The organism is Cognatishimia activa, from assembly GCF_026016445.1.
GTDB lineage: Bacteria > Pseudomonadota > Alphaproteobacteria > Rhodobacterales > Rhodobacteraceae > Cognatishimia > Cognatishimia activa_B.
The window spans coordinates 2,949,298-2,966,960 of record NZ_CP096147.1; the positions used below are offsets into that span (position 1 = coordinate 2,949,298).

Here is a 17,663-nt window from a genome sequence, read left to right on the forward strand (position 1 = left end):
ATACTACTCCGCCGCTGCTAAACGCTGAAAAACGCCCAATCCATCTTCAAGCGCAGCTGCCAATCGGGTGATGTCGCCATGTGTGGTATAGCGCCCAAAGCTGATGCGCATCGAGCCGACAAGGCGTGCTTCGTCCAGCCCCATGGCTTGAAGGACATGTGAATGACGGCTGTGCTTGTTGGTGCTGCACGCGCTGCCAAGCGATACTTTGATGCCATCTACGAGTCCCAGGCGCGCGACCAGCGACTCGGCACGGATGCCGGGGAATGACAAGTTTAGGGTACACAGGGCCGTCTGCGCCTGATCTGAAGGACCGTTGACCTGGAATGACAGGTTGCGCGTGTGCAATTCGCTCAGCAGCGCGGTGCGTAGCGCATGCACATGTACGGTCCGATCCGCAAGCCGCGCGCGGGCCTCGGCCGCCGCGGCCCCCATGCCTGCTATACCGACAATGTTTTCGGTGCCTGCCCGCAACCCTGCCTCTTGACCGCCCCCCACAATCATCGGTGTCAGCGCGTCGGGGTTTTTGATGTACAGCGCACCTACGCCCTTTGGTCCGTGGAATTTGTGAGCGGAGAGTGAAAGGCTGTCGCAGCAGAGTGAACTTACATCGACAGACAACTTGCCCGCAGCCTGAACGGCATCGACATGAAAAAACGCATTGGTCTGCCGGGCAATCCCCGAGACCTCGCGAACCGGCTGGATTGCCCCCGTTTCGTTGTTGGTCAACATAAGCGACACGAGCGACACGTCGCCCTGGCAGGCCTGCTCAATTGCAAAGGCCGGCACAATACCTTCACTATCAGGAGAGACGATCCGGAGGTTGCGTCCCTGCTGATCACATATCATCTTGCCTGAAGCCAGCGTTGCGTCATGTTCGATGGCTGAGGTAACAAAAGCCCCCGAGCGATCTTGGCTTTCGAGGATCGACCTCAGCACCCAATTGTTGCTCTCGGTGGCACCCGAAGTAAATACAATCTGCGCCGGATCGGCACCAATCAAGGCCGCCACATCCGCACGCGCCTGGGCCATCAAAGTCTTAACACCGTCAGGGGCCGCATAAGCCGCCGATGGGTTTTCAAACTGCTCCATTGCATCGACCATCGCCGCCTTGACAGCGTCTGACAAAGGCGTTGTCGCATTGTAATCAAAGTATCCGCTAAGATTGCTCATGCGACGCTCTCTGGTTGAAGTTGCGCGACCAGGTTAACGGCAATCTCATGGCAGTGGCGCTGCTCAGGCGTCAGCGTGCCCAACTGCTCTGCCAACTCTTCCGGTGTCGCGGCGACACAATCGGCCAGTTGCTTGCCCTCCATCCACACACACAGAATGTTTGCCGTCGCAAGCGATGTTGCGCAGCCCCAGGCCCGAAACCGGGCCTGGGTGATTGAGCCATCATCGACAGCGATAGAAATGCGGATCTGGTCACCACAGACCGGATCCTTATTCTCCAGAACGATCTGCGGATCGGCCAATTCCCCACCATGGGTCGGACTAGTGAAATTCTCTGCGATACGTGCGCTAAACATGTTTGCTTCCCTCTCTCAGGCGTCCTGAGCGTCCATCTTCTTTTCAAGGTTGACGGCACAGCAACCGAACTCAGTGGAGACAGGCGCGCGCATGATGTACTTGATCCGCTGGCCAGATCGAGTATCGCCGTCACGCTTAGGTTCTTGCGTGACGATGTCTTCGGTCAGAAGAAAACCGGGCACTGTGAAGTTCGTAGGGTCATAGATCGCGAGTTGTCCGGGTTTGCCCAACGGCATTTCGCGCGAAAGGTCGTTCTGATCGCGGACTGAAATGCGCGCGGTGGGTGACACGTGCTTGACGCCATGTTCGTCCTCGATGGCAACGATGTTGGATTCCACTAGTGCATAAATGTCCCGGACGTTTTGCGTTGGTACACCCAGCCATTCCTCGCATTCCTGGTTGAATTCCACCCGCGAGATCATCGCGCCACTGAACCGCTTCCAGCCCCCAAGGGTGATGATCAGGCTACCTGGGTCAAGTTTAAGCTTGGTATTCGTAGCCTTGAGAAACGATATAAAGCGATGGATCAGGAACGGTGGCCCAATGATATGTCGCGTAAAGGTATCCCACTCTTTAAGCTGGGCCACCGCATCCTCAGGAATCATCTGTTCATTCCGAACCATAAAGCGATGTGTGTCCAGAAGACCGGCGAGCATGTTGAGCGCTTTAATCATGCCCATCTCAGGGATTTCCTCGGTCGATGGACACAGGTACAGTCCAGCTCCCTTTGAGATTCCGAGAAACTCACGGTACATGCCGTAAACCGACTGTACACCGCCATCGACTGTCGTCGTGCAACGGCGCGCAACAGAAGGCACTCCGGATGTACCAGTAGAACGCATCTCGTGCTCTACTTCAGTGAGGCCAACTGACAACAACCGGTGGCTGTCCTGACCTTTGTAGGCTGAAACCGGGATAAGCGGGATTTTTGCCAGGTCGGCTTCGGTGAGCAACGCATCTGGCGTCAAATCGGCACATACCGCTAGATCGCGATAGAAAGCATTATTTTCGAAATGATAGGCGTAGCTGCGCTTGATCATCTCGAATTGAAAGGTTGCAAGATCTTCATCAGAGAGTGCGAAAAGCTGAGAAACCGCACCATTGGCGAGCCGGATTAGATCAGTGTTATTGGTCAGTTTGTTAACGATTTCGTTCACTTTATAGATCCTCAAAACAATAGGTTCTTTGCCGGAGGGGCATGGAATTCGATGTGAGGTCGATAACGCGATGTTGCGGCGCCGCGCACTAAACGCCAGTTGGTGACAACCGAATGTTTAACTAAGGTTTAGGAAGAGATTAGCGCCAGCTCATTTTGAAAATGTCCCCTTCGCAAGGGCACACGAAATTTCAGTTTTGAGCGTTAGAGCCAGCAGGAGCAGCGCTTTTGAAAACAGAGCCAAAACATAGACTATTAGCTTCGCAACGACGTTGAACCGGTACAATTCGGCTCAGGCTCGAAGATGGATGCCTGCGCTCATGTAGGAGTTAAAATTTAGTGGAAACTTGATGTGTCTTAAATCGAAAGGCTCAAACGCTGCAGGGTTTTCAGCTTGCCACGAACGAATTGGCTCCAATGAGGATAGCCTCAACCGGTAGCGCAAGTTAGGTGTTTGAGCAAATTCCTTAGGGAGTGTTTCAACCAGTTTCACAACCAAGCCGTCCACTGACGTGCAGTGAACGATTTTGATCATAACTTCAATCAGCAAGATCAGATAGGTTGCTTGATCAATTTACGTATTACGCTCTGATCTTGATGCGTCGTCGATTTTTCATTCTCTGATAGGCTACCCAACTCGATAAAGCTTTCCAGACAAGTTGCCAGAAGCTCTGTCCGAGACGATACATTGGCCTTTCGAAAAATCGCGTTGAGATGCGCTTTGATAGTGCCCTCACGCGAGTTCCGGTACTCGGCAATTTCGCTGATTTTCAACCCCTTAAGTGACAATAGGGCGACGTCCCGTTCGGAAGATGTTAGACTCCAAGTTTCGAATTGCCAGTTGATATGACCGCGCAAAACATGCGCGATCTCCAAATTTTTTTGGCGACTTTTCTCAAGTTTTTTAGAAACACTGCCAATGTTTCGCTTCAATGGCGACACCCACATGTACAAAATGACAGCGATCATTGAAACGCTGATAAAATGGTTGAACGCGTTGACCCAATAGTGGGGATCGTTGGGGTCAAGCGGTGCGCGGGCTAACCACGAGAACAGGACACATCCTGCGATTTGGATAAAAGCAAAAAAGGACAAAACCACAAACTCAGGGCGATTGCGTGCTTCGGATGCCATCGAGCTGATCAACTTAGAAAATCTGGATATAATCATAAATTGCCATTCAATCAAAGCGGTTCGCGAAAGTTCTCAGAACACGTATTGCGAGAATTACACTTTGACAAGTGGTCCCAAGCCCACAGAAGACCTTTAGTCACCGGTCCAGCGGTATCTTGCCTAGCAGAGGTACAATTGCTGTGCTTTACGGCAGGCAGGATCTGATCGTGTAGCTCCTGTCCATTAATCGTGTTGATGGTTCGGCAATTGCATCCCGGGCAGACGCGATACTCTACCCTTGCGGATGGCGCGTACCCGTGCATTCATCCAACGCCTAATCACATGACGATAGAGCAGGTCGCGCACAAAACCAAGCTTTTGATGGTGCCTGCGATAGAATTCATCTGGTGACTCGAAAGTTCCAAGATCACGGGTGATGCCGCTATTCTGAATGTATGTATCACCGCCGGTCCACTCGACTAACGGATCGGTCAAGCACTCCGTTCCAGCCCCATACCCGCATAGACTCTGTGCCCCGTCGAACTCCCGCTGCAGCGTCCGTAAGAACGCAGAATCTAGAATGAAACCCTCGAGGTTGACCCAGCCGTTTTCTGTTTTAACTTCGACCCACGAGTGAAGAATTTCCGCCGGGGCCAGCGGATAAATCAGTTCCGGAACGACGCCGCGCTGCAACGCCTTGTGGATTGTAAAACCGTGCAACCGGCAAGGAATGCCTAGGCCACGCAGCAACGCCATGAAAAGTATGCCTTTGGTGTTGCACTGGCCGTAGCCATCAGAAAGTACTTCCGAAGCGCGTAATTCGTCGGCGCGATTGTAGCCAAATGCGATCTCCTCGCGAACGAAATCATAGGTCGCTCCGATTTGTTCGTGCTGAGACAGATTGGCCCAGCCCCTTTCATCAATTAACTGCGCGATGGAAGCCGCACCAAAATCCAGGATTGGGGTTGCCGTCAGCAAGGGATCTTCATATGCCACAATGGGTCTCCTCGAATCTTTCGAGGATATAGATAATTGCTACAGTCACTGTAGGTTCAAGTAAGAATATCAAAAAGTTGTCTGCGCCTAATCAGACGCCTATCTGATCATGCTCGGTCAGACACTCTGAATGGTCTCTAAGCACCTCAAGAACACGGCATTGCGCGGCGTTTCCGCCGCTGCATTCTTTGACCATACGCTTCAATTCCGCGCGCAACGCTTTCAAGCGCTCCATCCTCTGCTCAACGAGCTTCAATTGTCGGCGTGCGATTTCATCGGCTTCGTGACAGGGCCGGTCCGGAGCGTCGGACAAATCAAGCAACTCCCGGATCGCGTCGAGCGGAAATCCCAACTGTCTGCTGTGCCGAATGAACGCGAGGCGATCGAGTTCAGCGTCACCATAGCGCCGTTGACCGCCTTCGGTCCGACCAGGTTCGGGCATTAGGCCGATCTGCTCATAGTAACGGATCGTCTGAACCTTGGTGCCAGTTCTTTTTGCGAGCGTACCAATTGTGAGCATTTCGAAACCCCGTTAATCCTCAAGTGAATGTAGGTTTGCATGACCAGCGGCGCAACCGCGGAACTCATGCATTGGCGATCACTCGCAGGTGCGGCAGAAAACTGCTTGAACCTACAGCAGCTAGAGGGTGTAACCCAACACAAAATAATTTATCAAACAGGCGGAACGACATGCGTCTTTCAGTTATTCAGAAAGTATTGTGGGGTCTGGCAGGCATAGCGCTGCTTGCATTTGCAGCATTCCAGTTCGCTGGTAACCGGGTCGACACTGACGCGGATATGTCTGATCCTGCGTTTCGCGCCGCGTTCGAACTGACAAATCACCACGGAATGACGCAAACCGAGCGCGACTTTGCTGGGCAGTGGATGCTCGTCTTCTTTGGCTTTGCAAACTGCCCGGATGTCTGCCCAACGACCCTCGCGGAAGTTGCCGCTGTTATGGCAGACTTGGGCACTGATGTAGAAAACGTGCAACCGATCTTCATCTCGATTGATCCTGAACGCGACACGCCCGCTGCGCTGGCCGAGTATGTGCCGTTGTTCGATGCAGGCATCATCGGCCTGACGGGCACGCCGGAGCAAATCGCAGCGACATCCGAAACATTTCCGATATTCTTTGAGCGGATCGAAGAGGCCTCCGCGCCAGATGGTTACACAATGGGCCATACATCGCATCTGTTCCTTTTCGACCCCGATGCCGGCTTCGCGGAGTCCTGGGCTTACGGCACCCCCGCCGAGGAGATCCTCGCCGACCTAAGAGAGAGGCTCTGATGGAGATGCCCCGCTTATACGGAGAAACGGCCCTCGGGCTGGCGTGGGTGATTGCTCTGCTCGCTTCACTTGCTGTTCTGTTCATTGGCGAGGTGCTGGGGCAGACACCTTGCTTGCTTTGTTGGTTCCAACGGGCCTTCATGTTTCCATTGGCCATCGTCCTGGGGCTTGGCCTTTGGTGGCGCGATGATCGCGTGGGCCGGTACGGGGTCGCTCTTGCCATTGGAGGTGCAGCCGTCGCGCTTTGGCATCTGGGGCTATATGTCGGTGTCATCCCGGAGCGGATTCAACCCTGTACCGCAGCAGGACCCTCCTGCACTGACGACAACCAATTGGTGTTTGGCGTCCCAATCCCGCTGATGGCGCTTGCTGCTTTTGGAGCAATCGCGGCGCTGTCCGCCCTTTCGCTAAAGGAAAAACACTCATGAATCGTCGTGGATTTATCCTCTCTGTCGCAGCCCTTGGTGTCGCCGGTTTCGGCGGTGCGACCTGGTTTGTAAACCGATCAGCCCCTGTATCCGAGACAGAAACCGTCGCCCCGGAATTGGCAGAAGCTCTTATCCGGCCGTACTCGCCCATTCTTGGTCCCGATGACGCGCCTGTCACCATCGTCGAGTTCTTCGACCCAGCCTGCGAGGCCTGCCGCGCGTTTCATCCGATCGTAAAGGACATCATAGCTGAGCATAGCGAAGCCGTGCGCGTCGTTATCCGCTACACCCCGTTTCACGGTGAGGGCTCTGAAGTTGCCATCCGCGTTCTTGAAGCCGCGCGCATGCAAGGTGTCTTTGAACCTGTTTTGGAAGCCTTGCTGCGCGATCAACCGCAATGGGCTTCCCATAGCGGCATGCGGCCGGAGTTGCTGATCGGGATTGCCGCATCTGCAGGACTGGATCCCGACGCCGCTCAGGCGCAACTTCTCGCGCCACAGACGACCGGCGTTCTCAACCAAGATCGAGCAGATTTACAGACAGTCGGTGTTCGCCAAACACCGACCTTTTTTGTCAATGGCATGCCGCTGGATCCATTTGGCGAAGCGGAGTTGCGCCGCTTGGTGGCGGCAGAAGTTGCTGCGGCTAACAGTTAACGAATGAGAAAAGAGAGAAGTCGAAATGCAGAAAATATTCCATGGCTTGGTTGCCATAATCTTGTTTGCATCTAGTGCAACAACCTCCGCTATCGCTGGTTCAGAGGACGTAGTTGTCGAAGACACTTGGGCGCGGGCGTCAGTAGGTGTTAGCCGCCCAGGGGCGGCATACATGACAATCCGCAATACAGGCAACGAGTCTGTGGCACTGACCGGCATCCGCACAGATTTGGCGATGATGCCTGACATTCACCAGACATCTACAAATGCCGAAGGCGTCAGTTCAATGGCACCCGCAGGCGAGATCGAAATTGCGCCGGGTGAATCTGTGTCGCTGGAGCCAGGCGGGCTGCACGCCATGCTGATGCACTTGCAGCGACCGATGGCCGAAGGAGAAAGCTTCTCTTTGACGCTCGACTTCTCGGATGGCGGTGAGATCGCCGTCGAAGTTCCAATCCTAGATATTGCCGCGCGCGGTCCAGAGGGCTGATGAACCGACGGACGGCCCTCAAATATTCCTTCACAGGTATCGCGGCGATTGCCCTGACACTTGTTATCGGGTGGTGGCAGGTCGATGGCCCCGGCGCGCCCGAACTAGCGCAGTTGCGACCGGTCGACCTATCCGAAATGGAATTCCGCCTCTCCGATCACGAGGGAGACGAGGTTGGACCCGATACCCTGATCGGTCGCCCGACGATGGTCTTCTTCGGCTTCACCTACTGCCCAGACGTTTGTCCGACGACACTGTCGGACATCTCCGGCTGGCTTGATGACCTAGGCGAAGAGGCGGAAGGAATGAACGTAGTGTTCATCACCGTCGATCCAGAGCGGGATACTGTCGAGGCAATGGCTAAATATGTCGGCTATTTCCATCCTTCAATACGTGGTTGGACCGGCCCAGAAGAGGAAATCGCGCGCGCGACACGGGGCTTCCGCGCACGCTATGAGCGGGTGCCGACCGACAGCGGCGACTACACGATGAACCACACCTCTAGTGTCTTCCTGTTCGACGCCTCAGGTTGCTTCACAAGCGTAATCGACTATCACGAGCCGAGAGAATTCGCGGTGCCGAAAATCCAGCTTGCATTGGATTAAGCAGCTTCTTGGAGAGCTCAAGGCTCTTCTTTTCAGGGCGAAATAATGTGAATTTGACAGATTTCGAACGTGTTCGAGGCGTATAAAAAAATCCCTTGAACCTCTAGTGACTAGAGGTATTAGACTTGGTGTGACTTTGATTCAAAAGGGCTTTCCAATGTCAGGATGTTGTGGGCATGACGCCAAGTTCGACGGCGTATCAGATGATTACAAGCGGCGATTGTGGATCGTCATCGTGCTGAATGCGATAATGTTCGCAGTCGAGATGACCGCCGGTCACTACGCAAAGTCACAGGCGCTTCAGGCTGATGCACTGGACTTTCTGGGAGACGCACTGACCTACGGCATCTCGCTTGCAGTGATCGGAGCTTCAATCCATGCGCGGACGAATGCTGCTTTGGCCAAAGGGGTGAGCCTGCTCTTGATGGGTCTTTGGGTGTTCGGATCGACAGTGTACCGCATCTTCTATGTCGGCGTTCCAGAAGCAGAGATAATGGGAGTCGTTGGCTTCTTTGCTCTTATGACCAATCTCGCAAGTGTTCTCCTGCTCGCCCGCTACAAGGACGGCGATGCCAATGTGCGCTCTGTCTGGCTCTGTTCCCGTAATGACGCGATCGGAAACGTCGCAGTGATGTTCGCGGCTCTGGGGGTCTGGGGCACGGCAACGGGTTGGCCTGATCTTATCGTTGCCGCAATAATGGCGAGCTTGTTCCTTTCTTCTGCATTTCAGATCGTCCGACAAGCGTTGGCAGAGCGGAAAGAAGCTTCGGCTCACACGCATGCCGAAGCGTGATGGGATTCACACTTGCTGTCTTGGGTCTAGGGATTGCTGGATTAATCTTTTCGGCAATTCTGAGGTCTAGAGCCTTGCCCACGCAAAGATTTTGGACACCGCTCAGATTTACACTTTGAACACCGATTTTTGGTTGGGTGCGTAAGCCTCGAGCGATCTTGACCAAACGCACGACAGGATCGGCGCTCGTCGACGCTGTCGCGTTTCTCTCTGAAAATCCTCGCAGCGAAGTTACACTGAAAGAAACCGAAAGGCTCTTACCCATGAGACACTTGACCCAATCTCTGACCATCGTTTTTGCACTTCTCCCGGCGGCGCAGGCTCTCGCGGAGGCAACCCCAATCGACGTTCGCAAGACCAATGGATGTGGTTGCTGTCTGTCTTGGATGAACCATCTCAAAGAGAACGGCTTTGCGCCAACGGGCCAGAACATGTTCGGCGGTCTTCTCCTGCGCTTCAAGCTCGACAACGGGGTGCCTCAGCGCATGGTCTCCTGTCACACCGCCCTCGTAGATGGCTACGTAATCGAAGGTCACGTACCTGCCACCGACATTCATCGCCTTCTTAGTGAACTCCCCGATGCGGTCGGCCTCGCAGTCCCCGGAATGCCCTATGGTTCGCCCGGTATGGGGCCGGAAGACGAACGCGATGCTTACGACGTCTTCTTGATCCAGAAAGACGGCTCGACCGAGGTTTATTCGAGCTACCCAGCAGGGTAACCGAGCCGAAAGATGGAATTGCTTTCCTCAGTATTGCCTAGCCTGCTCAGCAAGGTGAGCGCAGGCTGACTAAAAGTAACCAAAGTGACGCTACGAGATGCTGACAGTCAATAAACAAACACCCGGCACACTAGCTGTTGTCGCCCCCGTCGCAACTGATCAGGTCACCAAAGCCTGAGTTGTCGCGAGCGCCTATACCCTGAGATACGGAATCGCCGTCTTTCCCGGGTTAATTCTCACGTTTCATCGCGATGATGGCGTAACCTTTGGGCTCTTGGCCGTGCCACCTGGGGCGGCAGTTGCTACTTGGGCTTGCCATCTGTGTCTGGCTCACGATCATTATGCTTCGCACAAAGAGCAGTGTCGAAGCGGTTGCCTACGGGAAGGAAATATCTCTCGAGTCACAAGTCCGGATATTCTATAATGACTCTGAGGGAACCTATTTCGGCGAGCTTGCCGATCGCGCAAGTATGGACTTTTCTAAAGGTACCGCATCAAAATCAAGTTTCGAAATCAAACCAGCAAACACCTGCGGATGTTGAATCACAAAGAAGGTTGCTCAATCAAGGACTTGCCCGGCGCATGCACCTACCAACAATTACTCTATGCCGAACCTGCCGTGACGCTGATCCCGCCCTCCTCGAGCAAATCACCGCAACTCTGGAGGAATCGGGAGTGAAGGCAAGGTTGCAGCAGGTGGACTGTATGTCTGGTTGCCTGCGACCACAAACGCTGGCCGTTCGACAGAACGGCAAGACTGCCTATCTATTTGGTGAAATTACAGCGCTAGATTTGCCAGACATTCTGACGTTTATCCAAATGTATCGAGACAGCCCAGACGGCAACTTCGCTGATGCAAGACCACTGGGAAGCCTGCGTTTAAAGGCCATTGCACGCATTCCAGCAGAAGTACCATAGACCGCTCGCAACACGACGGGAAAAGTTCCAGTGATGAACTTTGGCGTCCTGGGCTCTTAGGACTACAACAAAATTCAATTTGGCGCTTTAGAACCCGGACATGCCGGTTTCCTACTTGACCAACCGCCGCTTTATGAGCCAGTAACGATCATTACGGTGTTCAAAGGTGCGGATGCACTGGAACTGAAACGGGAATGAGGACGGTGGACCAATTCAACGGCACCCAACCTCAACCGCCCCCGCGACTGTGAGCGGCGAGCTACCTTCCATTTCCACTGGCGCGAGAGCGCTGGGAAGGGGGATGGCGGCATCGACCCGCGAGTCAGGAGACCGGCCGTAAGTTGAACGTAACTTGCGCCGTCGGGTGTGACGGCAAGGAGGACTAAAATGACGACAAACGCGATCAAAGCATCCGCTGTAGGCTCAACCATTCTGCCTGCAGTGTTCGCTCTTATTCTGGGTCTGGGTATTATCACCGTGACCGGCCATGCTCAGGCTTCTGGTCTGCATGACGCTGCTCACGATGTGCGCCACGCAACTGGCTTCCCCTGTCACTAAGGCCATGTTCAGTCGTATTCTGACCAGCGCTTTGTTCGCTGGTGCTGCAGCAGGGCTGATGGCCGCCTTGTTGCAGCTTTATTTCGTGCAGCCCGTACTTCTCCACGCCGAACTCTATGAGGGCGGTGACTTGGTGCATTTTGGCGCTGACCACGTGACCGCGCACCCCGAATTGCCCAGCATGTTCGCTGAGCCGATGCGCGACGGCCTGAGCATCATCTTCACGATGCTAACGTATACTGGCTATGCATTGGCCCTTGTGGCGCTGATGTCGATTGCCGAGCAACAGGGTCGTGAAATTAACGGTCGCACCGGTTTGCTTTGGGGCTTGGCTGGCTTTGTTGCCTTCCACTTTGCGCCTGGCTTGTCGCTGGCGCCTGAAGTGCCCGGCGTAGCCGCGGCAGATGTCGGTGTGCGCCAATTGTGGTGGACTGCTACTGTTGCCGCAGCTGGCGTCGCCATGTGGTTGATCGCCTTTGGAGGCAACTTGGTGAGCTATCTGATCGCCGCTGGACTGCTGATAGCGCCTCACGTCGTCGGTGCGCCTGAACCCGACACGTTCGCTGGCCCGGTTCCGACGGAGATCGGCGCGCTGTTTGCCGCCCGTGCCTTTGGCATCGGCATGGCCGCTTGGGCGTTGCTGGGCAGCTTTGCCGGATACTTCTGGCAGGCGGAAGGCAAACGCGCGGGCGCGACTGCCTGATCTCTTTCCTCTATTGCTTTCCCGCCGGCCCCACCGGCGGGAGCTTTCATTTATTGAGGAGGACAAAATGTCCCGTTCTCTCGCGCTCTTTGCCATCGGGCTGATTTTTGGTGGTGGTGTCGGCTTTGTGATCGCCGCCAGCAGCGGCAGCACCTTTGACAGCCACGACCACGCTGACCCGGCACAACATGGCGGCAATGCGGAGATGGCAGCCCATGACCACTCCGCTGCCACAAACTTACCGGCCGACAGCAATGCCCCCAGCGTGGCGATCCAGATGATAAAAGATCCGATGGCAGGCTGGAACTTGCACGTGACACCGCAAAACTTCCGATTTTCTCCTGAGAATGCCTCTACTGAGGATATACTTGGTGAAGGGCACGCGCATGTCTATATCAACGGTGAAAAGCTGGGGCGTCTTTATGCCAACTGGTTACACCTCCCATCGCTGCCGGATGGCGACGTTGAGGTAAAAGTCTCTCTCAATGGCAACAGCCACAGCCCGCTAATGGTTGGGGGTGTGCCCGTCGAGGCCAAACTGATCGTTCAAGCAGACGATGACGGCTCCTGAGCGACATTTCAAATCTAGGTGAGTTTCGGTTACGGGGGTCTTGCGCCCCTGCTTTGCCTTTTGTTTGCAGATCAGAATTGAATGCACAATGCCATTCCCGGAAATTGCAATTGCGTTGACAACATCGCCGTTGGCTCATTTAGCTCCGCGAAAAATCCTTGAATACGCGAAGGGTCTCTTCGCTTACATGATGCTCGATACCTTCGGCATCGTGCTCGGCCACGTCTTTGGAAATACCCAGCGCGATAAGGAATTCCACCACAATTCGGTGCCGCTTTCGACAAGCCTCGGCCAATCGCCGCCCGGCATCTGTCAGGCGAATTGAGCGGTAAGGTTCCTGCACAATGAACCCCTCGCGTTTTAGCCGCGACAGGTTCTTGGACACAGTGGGTTGGGTCACGCCGAGACGCTCGGCAATCTCCACTGGCCTTGCTGAACCGTTCTGGTGAATCAGCTCTGAGATCAGCTCAACATAATCCTCAACAACTTCGCTTTGTCGAGCGGCGCGGGCTGCCTCGAAACCGCTCGCTTGGTCGTCAGGGTTGCGTCCGAAGGGTTGTGGTTTCTGGTCGGTCATTCTGCTCTCGGTGTCTATTGCTGGCGCGGAACCCTGCTTGCCGCACCCTAATGTGTATGCACCAGCAACGTGGGGCTTGACAATGACATAGACTTTTCTACAAAACTTAGACAAGGCTAATAACTGTAGACTGAACCATGAAACACTTGATTGCATCCGCCTTTATTGGCTTGCTTCCGCTTAACGCGGGGGCCACGGCCATTGAAGAAGCCCCATGGGCACCACGGGCAGCAGCCTACCGGCTGAGCCTATTCATGGCGAACCTGACACCCGTTCCCTGGGAGAAGATTGAAAACAATTGGACTGCTCCGGCACCCGGCAGCGCAGTTGCGGTGGAGGCACTGTCACGGGTATCGGGTAGCGACGCCCAGGACATTCGCGCAGCGCTAGCTGCGGAAGACCGGCAGGCCCTGTTTGCAGCCATTACAACGGCTTTGGCCAAAGGTATTCTGCAGCACCTAGAGGCGGCCGAGGCGACACTTGGCCAGCCTGAGGCTGCATTTGAGGTTGCGCAGTCTGCGGCCTTGTACCGCGCGTTCGAGGACGGCATCCTGGCGGCGGACAAGCAGGCCGCACACGATCTAGGCCGCGCCTGGCTGGTTCTGAATTCTTCTCTGGGTAGCTCCGGTATTTTGGATAATGGTGCTCAGGACCCAAATGTGGCGCGATTTGCCGAGGCGCGAACAGTTATCGTGGAGTACATTGAGACAAACTATTTGCCCTCGGTTTTTGTCGAACGTGGTAAGCTGACACCGGCACCGGAGAGCGCAGTGCGCTCCGGTACGCCGGTAATACTGCCCGCCACACTCCCGCCGGGTTCCAATATTTCTGATCAGCGCGAGCTACCCCGGCTGGTGCTCCAGTTTGAAGAGGCTGGCGAGGATGAGGCCAACCTGCCGCTTGTGGCCTATGGCGACATGCTGTTCGATAGCCCTGAGATATTCGGTTACCCAGCACGTGACTTGGGGATAGCCTGTTCCACCTGCCACAATCGGTCCGACGTAAACCGGGATTTCTTCATCCCCGGCCTGTCGAGCCATGCTGGCGGCATGGATGTGGACAGTTCCTTCTTCAATCCGATGTTCAACGACCGGGAAGACGATCACCTGGATACGCCGTCAATGAGGGGCATCCGCTTTACAGCGCCTTACGGGCGTGATGGGCGCGAGCCGAGCCTGCGCCGTTTTGTACGTAATGTGATCGTGACTGAGTTTGCCGGGGCGGAGCCAACGCCGTTCCAACTCGACGCGATGGTTGCCTACTTACGCGCCTTTGACTTTCTGCCTAACCCACAGATCGACGAAGCCGGGCTGCTGACAGACAAGGCCTCTGAGGCTGCGAAACGCGGTGAGGTACTGTTCAATACCGAATTTGCCGGGCTTGGCGACAGGTCCTGCGCCTCCTGCCACACCCCAGACCGGTTCTTCCGAGACGGGCAGACCTATAACATCGGCTCGGCCGAGCCGCCGTTCCCGGGCGGCACCGCAACCCCATTCGAAACGCCTACATTGCGCAATGTCAACTTCACCGCGCCCTATATGCATGACGGATCGCTGGCGACCCTAGCAGGCGTTGTAGACTGGTTCAACGATACCAAGGATCTGGGTTTGGATACGGAACAGCGCGCCGATTTAACTGCCTATCTGCAGGCGGTGGGAGATGGTGAGGAGCCCTACCAGCGCTTTGAAGGCCGCGACAGCGTGTTCCGCCTATCGTGGGAAGAGCTCACCACCTTTGCTTCGACGCTTGATACACTGATCCCGATGCGGGATGCCGAGAACATCGCCGTATTGATTGACACCGTTGCGCCGGACCTTGCGGCAGATGCGAGCGTTATGACCAATCAAAACGCCAAGCCAGAAATCTACCGATTTGCCGCAATTCTTCAGGCAGTTGGCGATGCCAGCGCCACTGGCGACTGGGCTGAGGCGAGCCGCCAGTGGGACGCTTTCAAAACCATGCAAGCCGAGATTGATGAGAGGATGTTCTGATGCTGTCGCGCCGTACCTTTTTTACCACTGCCGCTGCCGCCCTGACAGTGCCAGCAACGGCCTCTGCGGAGGAGGCGATGAAACTCGCCTTCATTCCGCAAGAAAACCCGGAGAAGCTGTTGGGGGATATCGAGGCGATCACTGCCTGGCTGTCCCAACAGTTGGAGGTTCCGGTAACCGGTTTTGTTACCTTTGATCATGCTGCGGCAGTAGAGGCATTGCGCAATGGCGATGCCGATATCTCCTTCATGGGCGCCTTGCCCTTTGTGCTGGCAGAAGACCAGATCGGGGCAGTGCCGCTTCTGTCCGAGGTTTACCGCGGCCAGCCGAGCTATGCGGGCCGGGTGTTTGTGCGCAAGGACAGCGGTATTGAAACTCTGGCAGACCTCCAGAGCCGCGACATCGCTTTTGCAGATCCGGTGTCGGAATCCGGTTATCTCTATCCGCTGGATCTGTTTGTGCGCGAAGGGCTGGTAGCCGATGCCGGCGATGCCGATCGGTTCTTTGGCCAGAAGTTCTTTGCTGGCGGTTATCAGCAGGCCATGCAGGCTATGGCCAACGGGTTGGTCGATGCGGCGGGGGCTAGCCAGTATGCCGACCTCTATCTAACGCCCAAACAGCAGGCTGAGGTCAAAGTGCTAGGCGAAAGCGAGCAAATTCCCAGCCATGCCATTATTGCCCGGCCTGGCCTGGATTCGGGCCTGCAGGATCGTTTCGTGGATGCTATGCTGCGCTTGAACCAGGCTGAGAACCAGTATTTGCTGGCCTATCTCTATGGTCCAGACGGCTATGTGGTTGCAGACCCCAAGGCCTATGACGGGGTCAGGCAAATGGCGCGCCGCTATGGTTATTTGAAATGACCCACGCGCTTTCCCTCCATGCAATATCGCACTGCTTTGACGGTGCAGAGGTGCTGCAGGACGTATCCCTGCAAATAGCACCGGGTGAATGCGTAGCCTTGCTGGGGCCTTCGGGTGCCGGCAAGTCGACCTTGCTGGCTTTGCTGGATGGACGGATCCGGGGCTGGCGCGGCAGAGCCGAGGTGCTCGGTAACCGACTTCCAAATAACAGGGCTCCGGAACGTGAAACTCGACTGAAAACCGGCTTCATCTTTCAGGAGTTCGCATTGGTCGATCGGCAGAGCGCATATCAGAATGTGATGAACGGGCGGCTGGGGCGGATGCACACCTGGTCTTCGCTTTGGGGGCGGTACGGCGCGGAGGATCACCTCAAGACGGCCATTGCGCTGGAGGACACAGGCCTGACGGATCTGGCGCAGCGCCGTGTGGATCAACTTTCCGGCGGGCAGCGCCAGCGGGTAGCAATCGCTCGCTGCTTGGCGCAGGAGCCTGAGCTGATCTTAGCAGATGAACCTGTCAGCAACCTTGATCCAGCCCATGCGGAACGCATTCTGGAACTGATCACCGATGCAGCACGAAAGCGCGGCATCACCGTTGCCTTCAGTTCGCATCAACCAGACCTTTCACAGCGCTTCGCTAGCCGTATCATTGGATTGCGCGCGGGCGCGGTGCTGTTTGACAAGCCCTCCGCGATGGTCGGGAACGACGACGTCAGCGAATTGTACCATGGAACAGTATCTAGTGACCGATTGCGGGTGGTAAGCTGATGAGTCGGATCTTGGTTTGGATCGTACTCGGGCTTGCAGTGCTGTGGGCTGCGGGAAACGCTGATATTGGCTTGGACAAACTGCCCGGAGCGGGGCCGAGGCTGGCAGAATTTCTAGACCGCATGATGCCACCAGACCTTTCTGTCTGGCCGGAGGTCCTTACAGGCCTGGCCGAGACACTGAGAATCGCCATTCTTGGTACGCTGTTTGCCATCGTCCTGTCAGCGGGGCTGGCTGTGCTTGCGTCTGAGACACTTGTACCCGCAGCCATCTGGCGCCCGGTGCGGGCGCTGCTGGCAGCAATCCGTTCAATTCCATTGATCCTGGTGGCGATGCTGATGGTGGGGGCCGTCGGGCTGGGTCCGTTACCCGGTATTCTTGCAATCACTTTTCATGCCACCGGTATGCTGGCGAAATTCTATGCTGAAGCGATCGACAATGTCGGTACTGCTCCGCTTGCTGCACTGGAAAGCGCAGGCACCAGCCGGGCGCAACTACTACGGTGGGCGATCTGGCCACAGATGGCTCCGGTGGTGCTCCGCGACACAGTCTTCCGCTTTGAACTGAACCTCCGCGAAAGCTTGATCTTGGGCATCGTTGGCGCCGGGGGCATAGGGCTGCACGTTCAGACTTACGTGCGTTCATTCCAATATGACAAGGCTGCGACTGTAACGCTTGCTATCATCTCTCTGGTACTGCTGTTCGAAGGTTTCAATACGGTTTTACAAAAGCGGTTTTCATGATTGGTCCGGCCTAGGAAGGTTGGGAGACTCGGGCATTGCTTTGCTTCACACTTCGAAGTGCTATTCAAAAAGCATTTCTCGCCGCGCGCCGCTGGTCAAGCCCATAGAACTGAGTGCCCTAACTCATTCGAAACCTGTATTTTTCTGTTTGAACCGTCTTTTTGAAGCTGTCAGTTAGGCTCAACGACACCATCTTTTT

The 17,663-nt window shown here is 55.4% G+C and carries 22 protein-coding genes and 1 riboswitch; of the genes, 15 read left to right on the forward strand and 7 right to left on the reverse strand.

Translation table 11 applies throughout. The features are described 5' to 3' along the window. Positions 1–3: 3 nt before the first annotated feature. From M0D42_RS14705 to M0D42_RS14730, 6 genes are all read right to left on the reverse strand, one after another. Positions 4–1,173 (reverse strand): cysteine desulfurase family protein, encoded by a 1,170-nt coding sequence (locus tag M0D42_RS14705; RefSeq protein WP_265019358.1) that lies wholly within the window; start codon positions 1,171–1,173, stop codon positions 4–6. Further along, complete coding sequence (locus M0D42_RS14710) at positions 1,170–1,529, reverse strand: iron-sulfur cluster assembly scaffold protein (RefSeq protein ID WP_265019359.1); 360 nt, start codon at positions 1,527–1,529, stop codon at positions 1,170–1,172. Before M0D42_RS14710 ends, M0D42_RS14705 begins: the two co-directional genes overlap by 4 nt. Before the next feature lie 15 nt (positions 1,530–1,544). Then, complete coding sequence (locus M0D42_RS14715) at positions 1,545–2,687, reverse strand: hypothetical protein (protein ID WP_265019360.1); 1,143 nt, start codon at positions 2,685–2,687, stop codon at positions 1,545–1,547. Positions 2,688–3,238: 551 nt separating this feature from the next. Then, positions 3,239–3,820, reverse strand: coding sequence for a helix-turn-helix transcriptional regulator (locus M0D42_RS14720; protein WP_265019361.1), 582 nt, complete (start codon positions 3,818–3,820; stop codon positions 3,239–3,241). A 222-nt stretch (positions 3,821–4,042) separates the two neighbouring features. Next, positions 4,043–4,795 (reverse strand): transglutaminase-like domain-containing protein, encoded by a 753-nt coding sequence (locus M0D42_RS14725; protein WP_265019362.1) that lies wholly within the window; start codon positions 4,793–4,795, stop codon positions 4,043–4,045. 91 nt (positions 4,796–4,886) lie between these two features. Then, entirely contained in the window at positions 4,887–5,315 is a 429-nt protein-coding gene (locus M0D42_RS14730) for a MerR family transcriptional regulator (RefSeq protein WP_265019363.1), read from the reverse strand. Positions 5,316–5,485: 170 nt separating this feature from the next. Between M0D42_RS14730 and M0D42_RS14735 the strand changes: the two genes are divergently transcribed. From M0D42_RS14735 to M0D42_RS14785, 11 genes are all read left to right on the forward strand, one after another. Further along, positions 5,486–6,085 carry an SCO family protein gene (locus M0D42_RS14735; RefSeq protein ID WP_265019364.1) on the forward strand — a complete coding sequence of 200 codons (600 nt, stop codon included), beginning with the start codon at positions 5,486–5,488 and terminating at the stop codon, positions 6,083–6,085. A gap of 5 nt (positions 6,086–6,090) precedes the next feature. Next, entirely contained in the window at positions 6,091–6,513 is a 423-nt protein-coding gene (locus M0D42_RS14740) for a disulfide bond formation protein B (protein WP_265021170.1), read from the forward strand. Further along, positions 6,510–7,169 (forward strand): DsbA family protein, encoded by a 660-nt coding sequence (locus M0D42_RS14745; RefSeq protein WP_265019365.1) that lies wholly within the window; start codon positions 6,510–6,512, stop codon positions 7,167–7,169. The genes M0D42_RS14740 and M0D42_RS14745 overlap by 4 nt, the downstream gene beginning before the upstream one ends. 25 nt (positions 7,170–7,194) lie before the next feature. After that, positions 7,195–7,659: a copper chaperone PCu(A)C gene (locus M0D42_RS14750; protein WP_265019366.1), complete on the forward strand. Its 465-nt coding sequence runs from the start codon at positions 7,195–7,197 to the stop codon at positions 7,657–7,659. Continuing rightward, the gene (locus M0D42_RS14755) at positions 7,659–8,264 is read left to right on the forward strand and encodes an SCO family protein (protein WP_265019367.1); all 606 of its coding nucleotides are present in this window, start codon (positions 7,659–7,661) and stop codon (positions 8,262–8,264) included. The genes M0D42_RS14750 and M0D42_RS14755 overlap by 1 nt, the downstream gene beginning before the upstream one ends. A 157-nt stretch (positions 8,265–8,421) precedes the next feature. After that, the gene (locus M0D42_RS14760; protein ID WP_265019368.1) at positions 8,422–9,057 is read left to right on the forward strand and encodes a cation transporter; all 636 of its coding nucleotides are present in this window, start codon (positions 8,422–8,424) and stop codon (positions 9,055–9,057) included. Between the two features lie 263 nt (positions 9,058–9,320). Next, complete coding sequence (locus tag M0D42_RS14765) at positions 9,321–9,776, forward strand: DUF411 domain-containing protein (RefSeq protein WP_265019369.1); 456 nt, start codon at positions 9,321–9,323, stop codon at positions 9,774–9,776. Positions 9,777–10,199: 423 nt separating this feature from the next. Continuing rightward, the gene (locus tag M0D42_RS14770; protein WP_265019370.1) at positions 10,200–10,694 is read left to right on the forward strand and encodes a DUF1636 domain-containing protein; all 495 of its coding nucleotides are present in this window, start codon (positions 10,200–10,202) and stop codon (positions 10,692–10,694) included. 137 nt (positions 10,695–10,831) lie between these two features. After that, positions 10,832–11,048, forward strand: a riboswitch (cobalamin riboswitch). A 33-nt stretch (positions 11,049–11,081) separates the two neighbouring features. Beyond that, positions 11,082–11,252 carry a CbtB domain-containing protein gene (locus M0D42_RS14775; RefSeq protein ID WP_265019371.1) on the forward strand — a complete coding sequence of 57 codons (171 nt, stop codon included), beginning with the start codon at positions 11,082–11,084 and terminating at the stop codon, positions 11,250–11,252. A gap of 4 nt (positions 11,253–11,256) precedes the next feature. Next, a complete protein-coding gene (locus M0D42_RS14780; RefSeq protein WP_265021171.1) occupies positions 11,257–11,955 on the forward strand; it encodes a CbtA family protein in 699 nt (232 codons plus the stop codon). A 67-nt stretch (positions 11,956–12,022) separates the two neighbouring features. Next, the gene (locus tag M0D42_RS14785) at positions 12,023–12,526 is read left to right on the forward strand and encodes a hypothetical protein (RefSeq protein ID WP_265019372.1); all 504 of its coding nucleotides are present in this window, start codon (positions 12,023–12,025) and stop codon (positions 12,524–12,526) included. A gap of 139 nt (positions 12,527–12,665) precedes the next feature. Here M0D42_RS14785 and mntR read toward each other — a convergent pair whose 3' ends face one another. Further along, positions 12,666–13,103 carry a manganese-binding transcriptional regulator MntR gene (gene mntR / locus M0D42_RS14790; protein ID WP_265019373.1) on the reverse strand — a complete coding sequence of 146 codons (438 nt, stop codon included), beginning with the start codon at positions 13,101–13,103 and terminating at the stop codon, positions 12,666–12,668. A 137-nt stretch (positions 13,104–13,240) separates the two neighbouring features. Between mntR and M0D42_RS14795 the strand changes: the two genes are divergently transcribed. Genes M0D42_RS14795 through phnE form a run of 4 tightly spaced genes read left to right on the forward strand, consistent with a single transcriptional unit; the run spans position 13,241 to position 17,464 of the window. Next, the gene (locus M0D42_RS14795; RefSeq protein ID WP_265019374.1) at positions 13,241–15,094 is read left to right on the forward strand and encodes a cytochrome c peroxidase; all 1,854 of its coding nucleotides are present in this window, start codon (positions 13,241–13,243) and stop codon (positions 15,092–15,094) included. Then, positions 15,094–15,954 carry a phosphate/phosphite/phosphonate ABC transporter substrate-binding protein gene (locus M0D42_RS14800; RefSeq protein WP_265019375.1) on the forward strand — a complete coding sequence of 287 codons (861 nt, stop codon included), beginning with the start codon at positions 15,094–15,096 and terminating at the stop codon, positions 15,952–15,954. Before M0D42_RS14795 ends, M0D42_RS14800 begins: the two co-directional genes overlap by 1 nt. Beyond that, positions 15,951–16,721 (forward strand): phosphonate ABC transporter ATP-binding protein, encoded by a 771-nt coding sequence (locus M0D42_RS14805; protein WP_265019376.1) that lies wholly within the window; start codon positions 15,951–15,953, stop codon positions 16,719–16,721. Before M0D42_RS14800 ends, M0D42_RS14805 begins: the two co-directional genes overlap by 4 nt. Beyond that, positions 16,721–17,464: a phosphonate ABC transporter, permease protein PhnE gene (gene phnE / locus M0D42_RS14810; RefSeq protein WP_265019377.1), complete on the forward strand. Its 744-nt coding sequence runs from the start codon at positions 16,721–16,723 to the stop codon at positions 17,462–17,464. The genes M0D42_RS14805 and phnE overlap by 1 nt, the downstream gene beginning before the upstream one ends. Positions 17,465–17,663: the final 199 nt, after the last annotated feature.

Bases quoted from the DNA above. Each gene is read 5' to 3' on its own strand.
- mntR (WP_265019373.1), bottom strand. From the start codon at position 13,103: ATGACCGACCAGAAACCACAACCCTTCGGACGCAACCCTGACGACCAA.
- M0D42_RS14780 (WP_265021171.1), top strand. From the start codon at position 11,257: ATGTTCAGTCGTATTCTGACCAGCGCTTTGTTCGCTGGTGCTGCAGCA.
- M0D42_RS14795 (WP_265019374.1), top strand. From the start codon at position 13,241: ATGAAACACTTGATTGCATCCGCCTTTATTGGCTTGCTTCCGCTTAAC.
- M0D42_RS14740 (WP_265021170.1), top strand. From the start codon at position 6,091: ATGCCCCGCTTATACGGAGAAACGGCCCTCGGGCTGGCGTGGGTGATT.
- M0D42_RS14730 (WP_265019363.1), bottom strand. From the start codon at position 5,315: ATGCTCACAATTGGTACGCTCGCAAAAAGAACTGGCACCAAGGTTCAG.
- M0D42_RS14760 (WP_265019368.1), top strand. From the start codon at position 8,422: ATGTCAGGATGTTGTGGGCATGACGCCAAGTTCGACGGCGTATCAGAT.
- M0D42_RS14775 (WP_265019371.1), top strand. From the start codon at position 11,082: ATGACGACAAACGCGATCAAAGCATCCGCTGTAGGCTCAACCATTCTG.
- phnE (WP_265019377.1), top strand. From the start codon at position 16,721: ATGAGTCGGATCTTGGTTTGGATCGTACTCGGGCTTGCAGTGCTGTGG.
- M0D42_RS14710 (WP_265019359.1), bottom strand. From the start codon at position 1,529: ATGTTTAGCGCACGTATCGCAGAGAATTTCACTAGTCCGACCCATGGT.
- M0D42_RS14805 (WP_265019376.1), top strand. From the start codon at position 15,951: ATGACCCACGCGCTTTCCCTCCATGCAATATCGCACTGCTTTGACGGT.
- M0D42_RS14750 (WP_265019366.1), top strand. From the start codon at position 7,195: ATGCAGAAAATATTCCATGGCTTGGTTGCCATAATCTTGTTTGCATCT.
- M0D42_RS14705 (WP_265019358.1), bottom strand. From the start codon at position 1,173: ATGAGCAATCTTAGCGGATACTTTGATTACAATGCGACAACGCCTTTG.
- M0D42_RS14735 (WP_265019364.1), top strand. From the start codon at position 5,486: ATGCGTCTTTCAGTTATTCAGAAAGTATTGTGGGGTCTGGCAGGCATA.
- M0D42_RS14745 (WP_265019365.1), top strand. From the start codon at position 6,510: ATGAATCGTCGTGGATTTATCCTCTCTGTCGCAGCCCTTGGTGTCGCC.
- M0D42_RS14800 (WP_265019375.1), top strand. From the start codon at position 15,094: ATGCTGTCGCGCCGTACCTTTTTTACCACTGCCGCTGCCGCCCTGACA.
- M0D42_RS14770 (WP_265019370.1), top strand. From the start codon at position 10,200: ATGACTCTGAGGGAACCTATTTCGGCGAGCTTGCCGATCGCGCAAGTA.
- M0D42_RS14785 (WP_265019372.1), top strand. From the start codon at position 12,023: ATGTCCCGTTCTCTCGCGCTCTTTGCCATCGGGCTGATTTTTGGTGGT.
- M0D42_RS14765 (WP_265019369.1), top strand. From the start codon at position 9,321: ATGAGACACTTGACCCAATCTCTGACCATCGTTTTTGCACTTCTCCCG.
- M0D42_RS14720 (WP_265019361.1), bottom strand. From the start codon at position 3,820: ATGGCATCCGAAGCACGCAATCGCCCTGAGTTTGTGGTTTTGTCCTTT.
- M0D42_RS14755 (WP_265019367.1), top strand. From the start codon at position 7,659: ATGAACCGACGGACGGCCCTCAAATATTCCTTCACAGGTATCGCGGCG.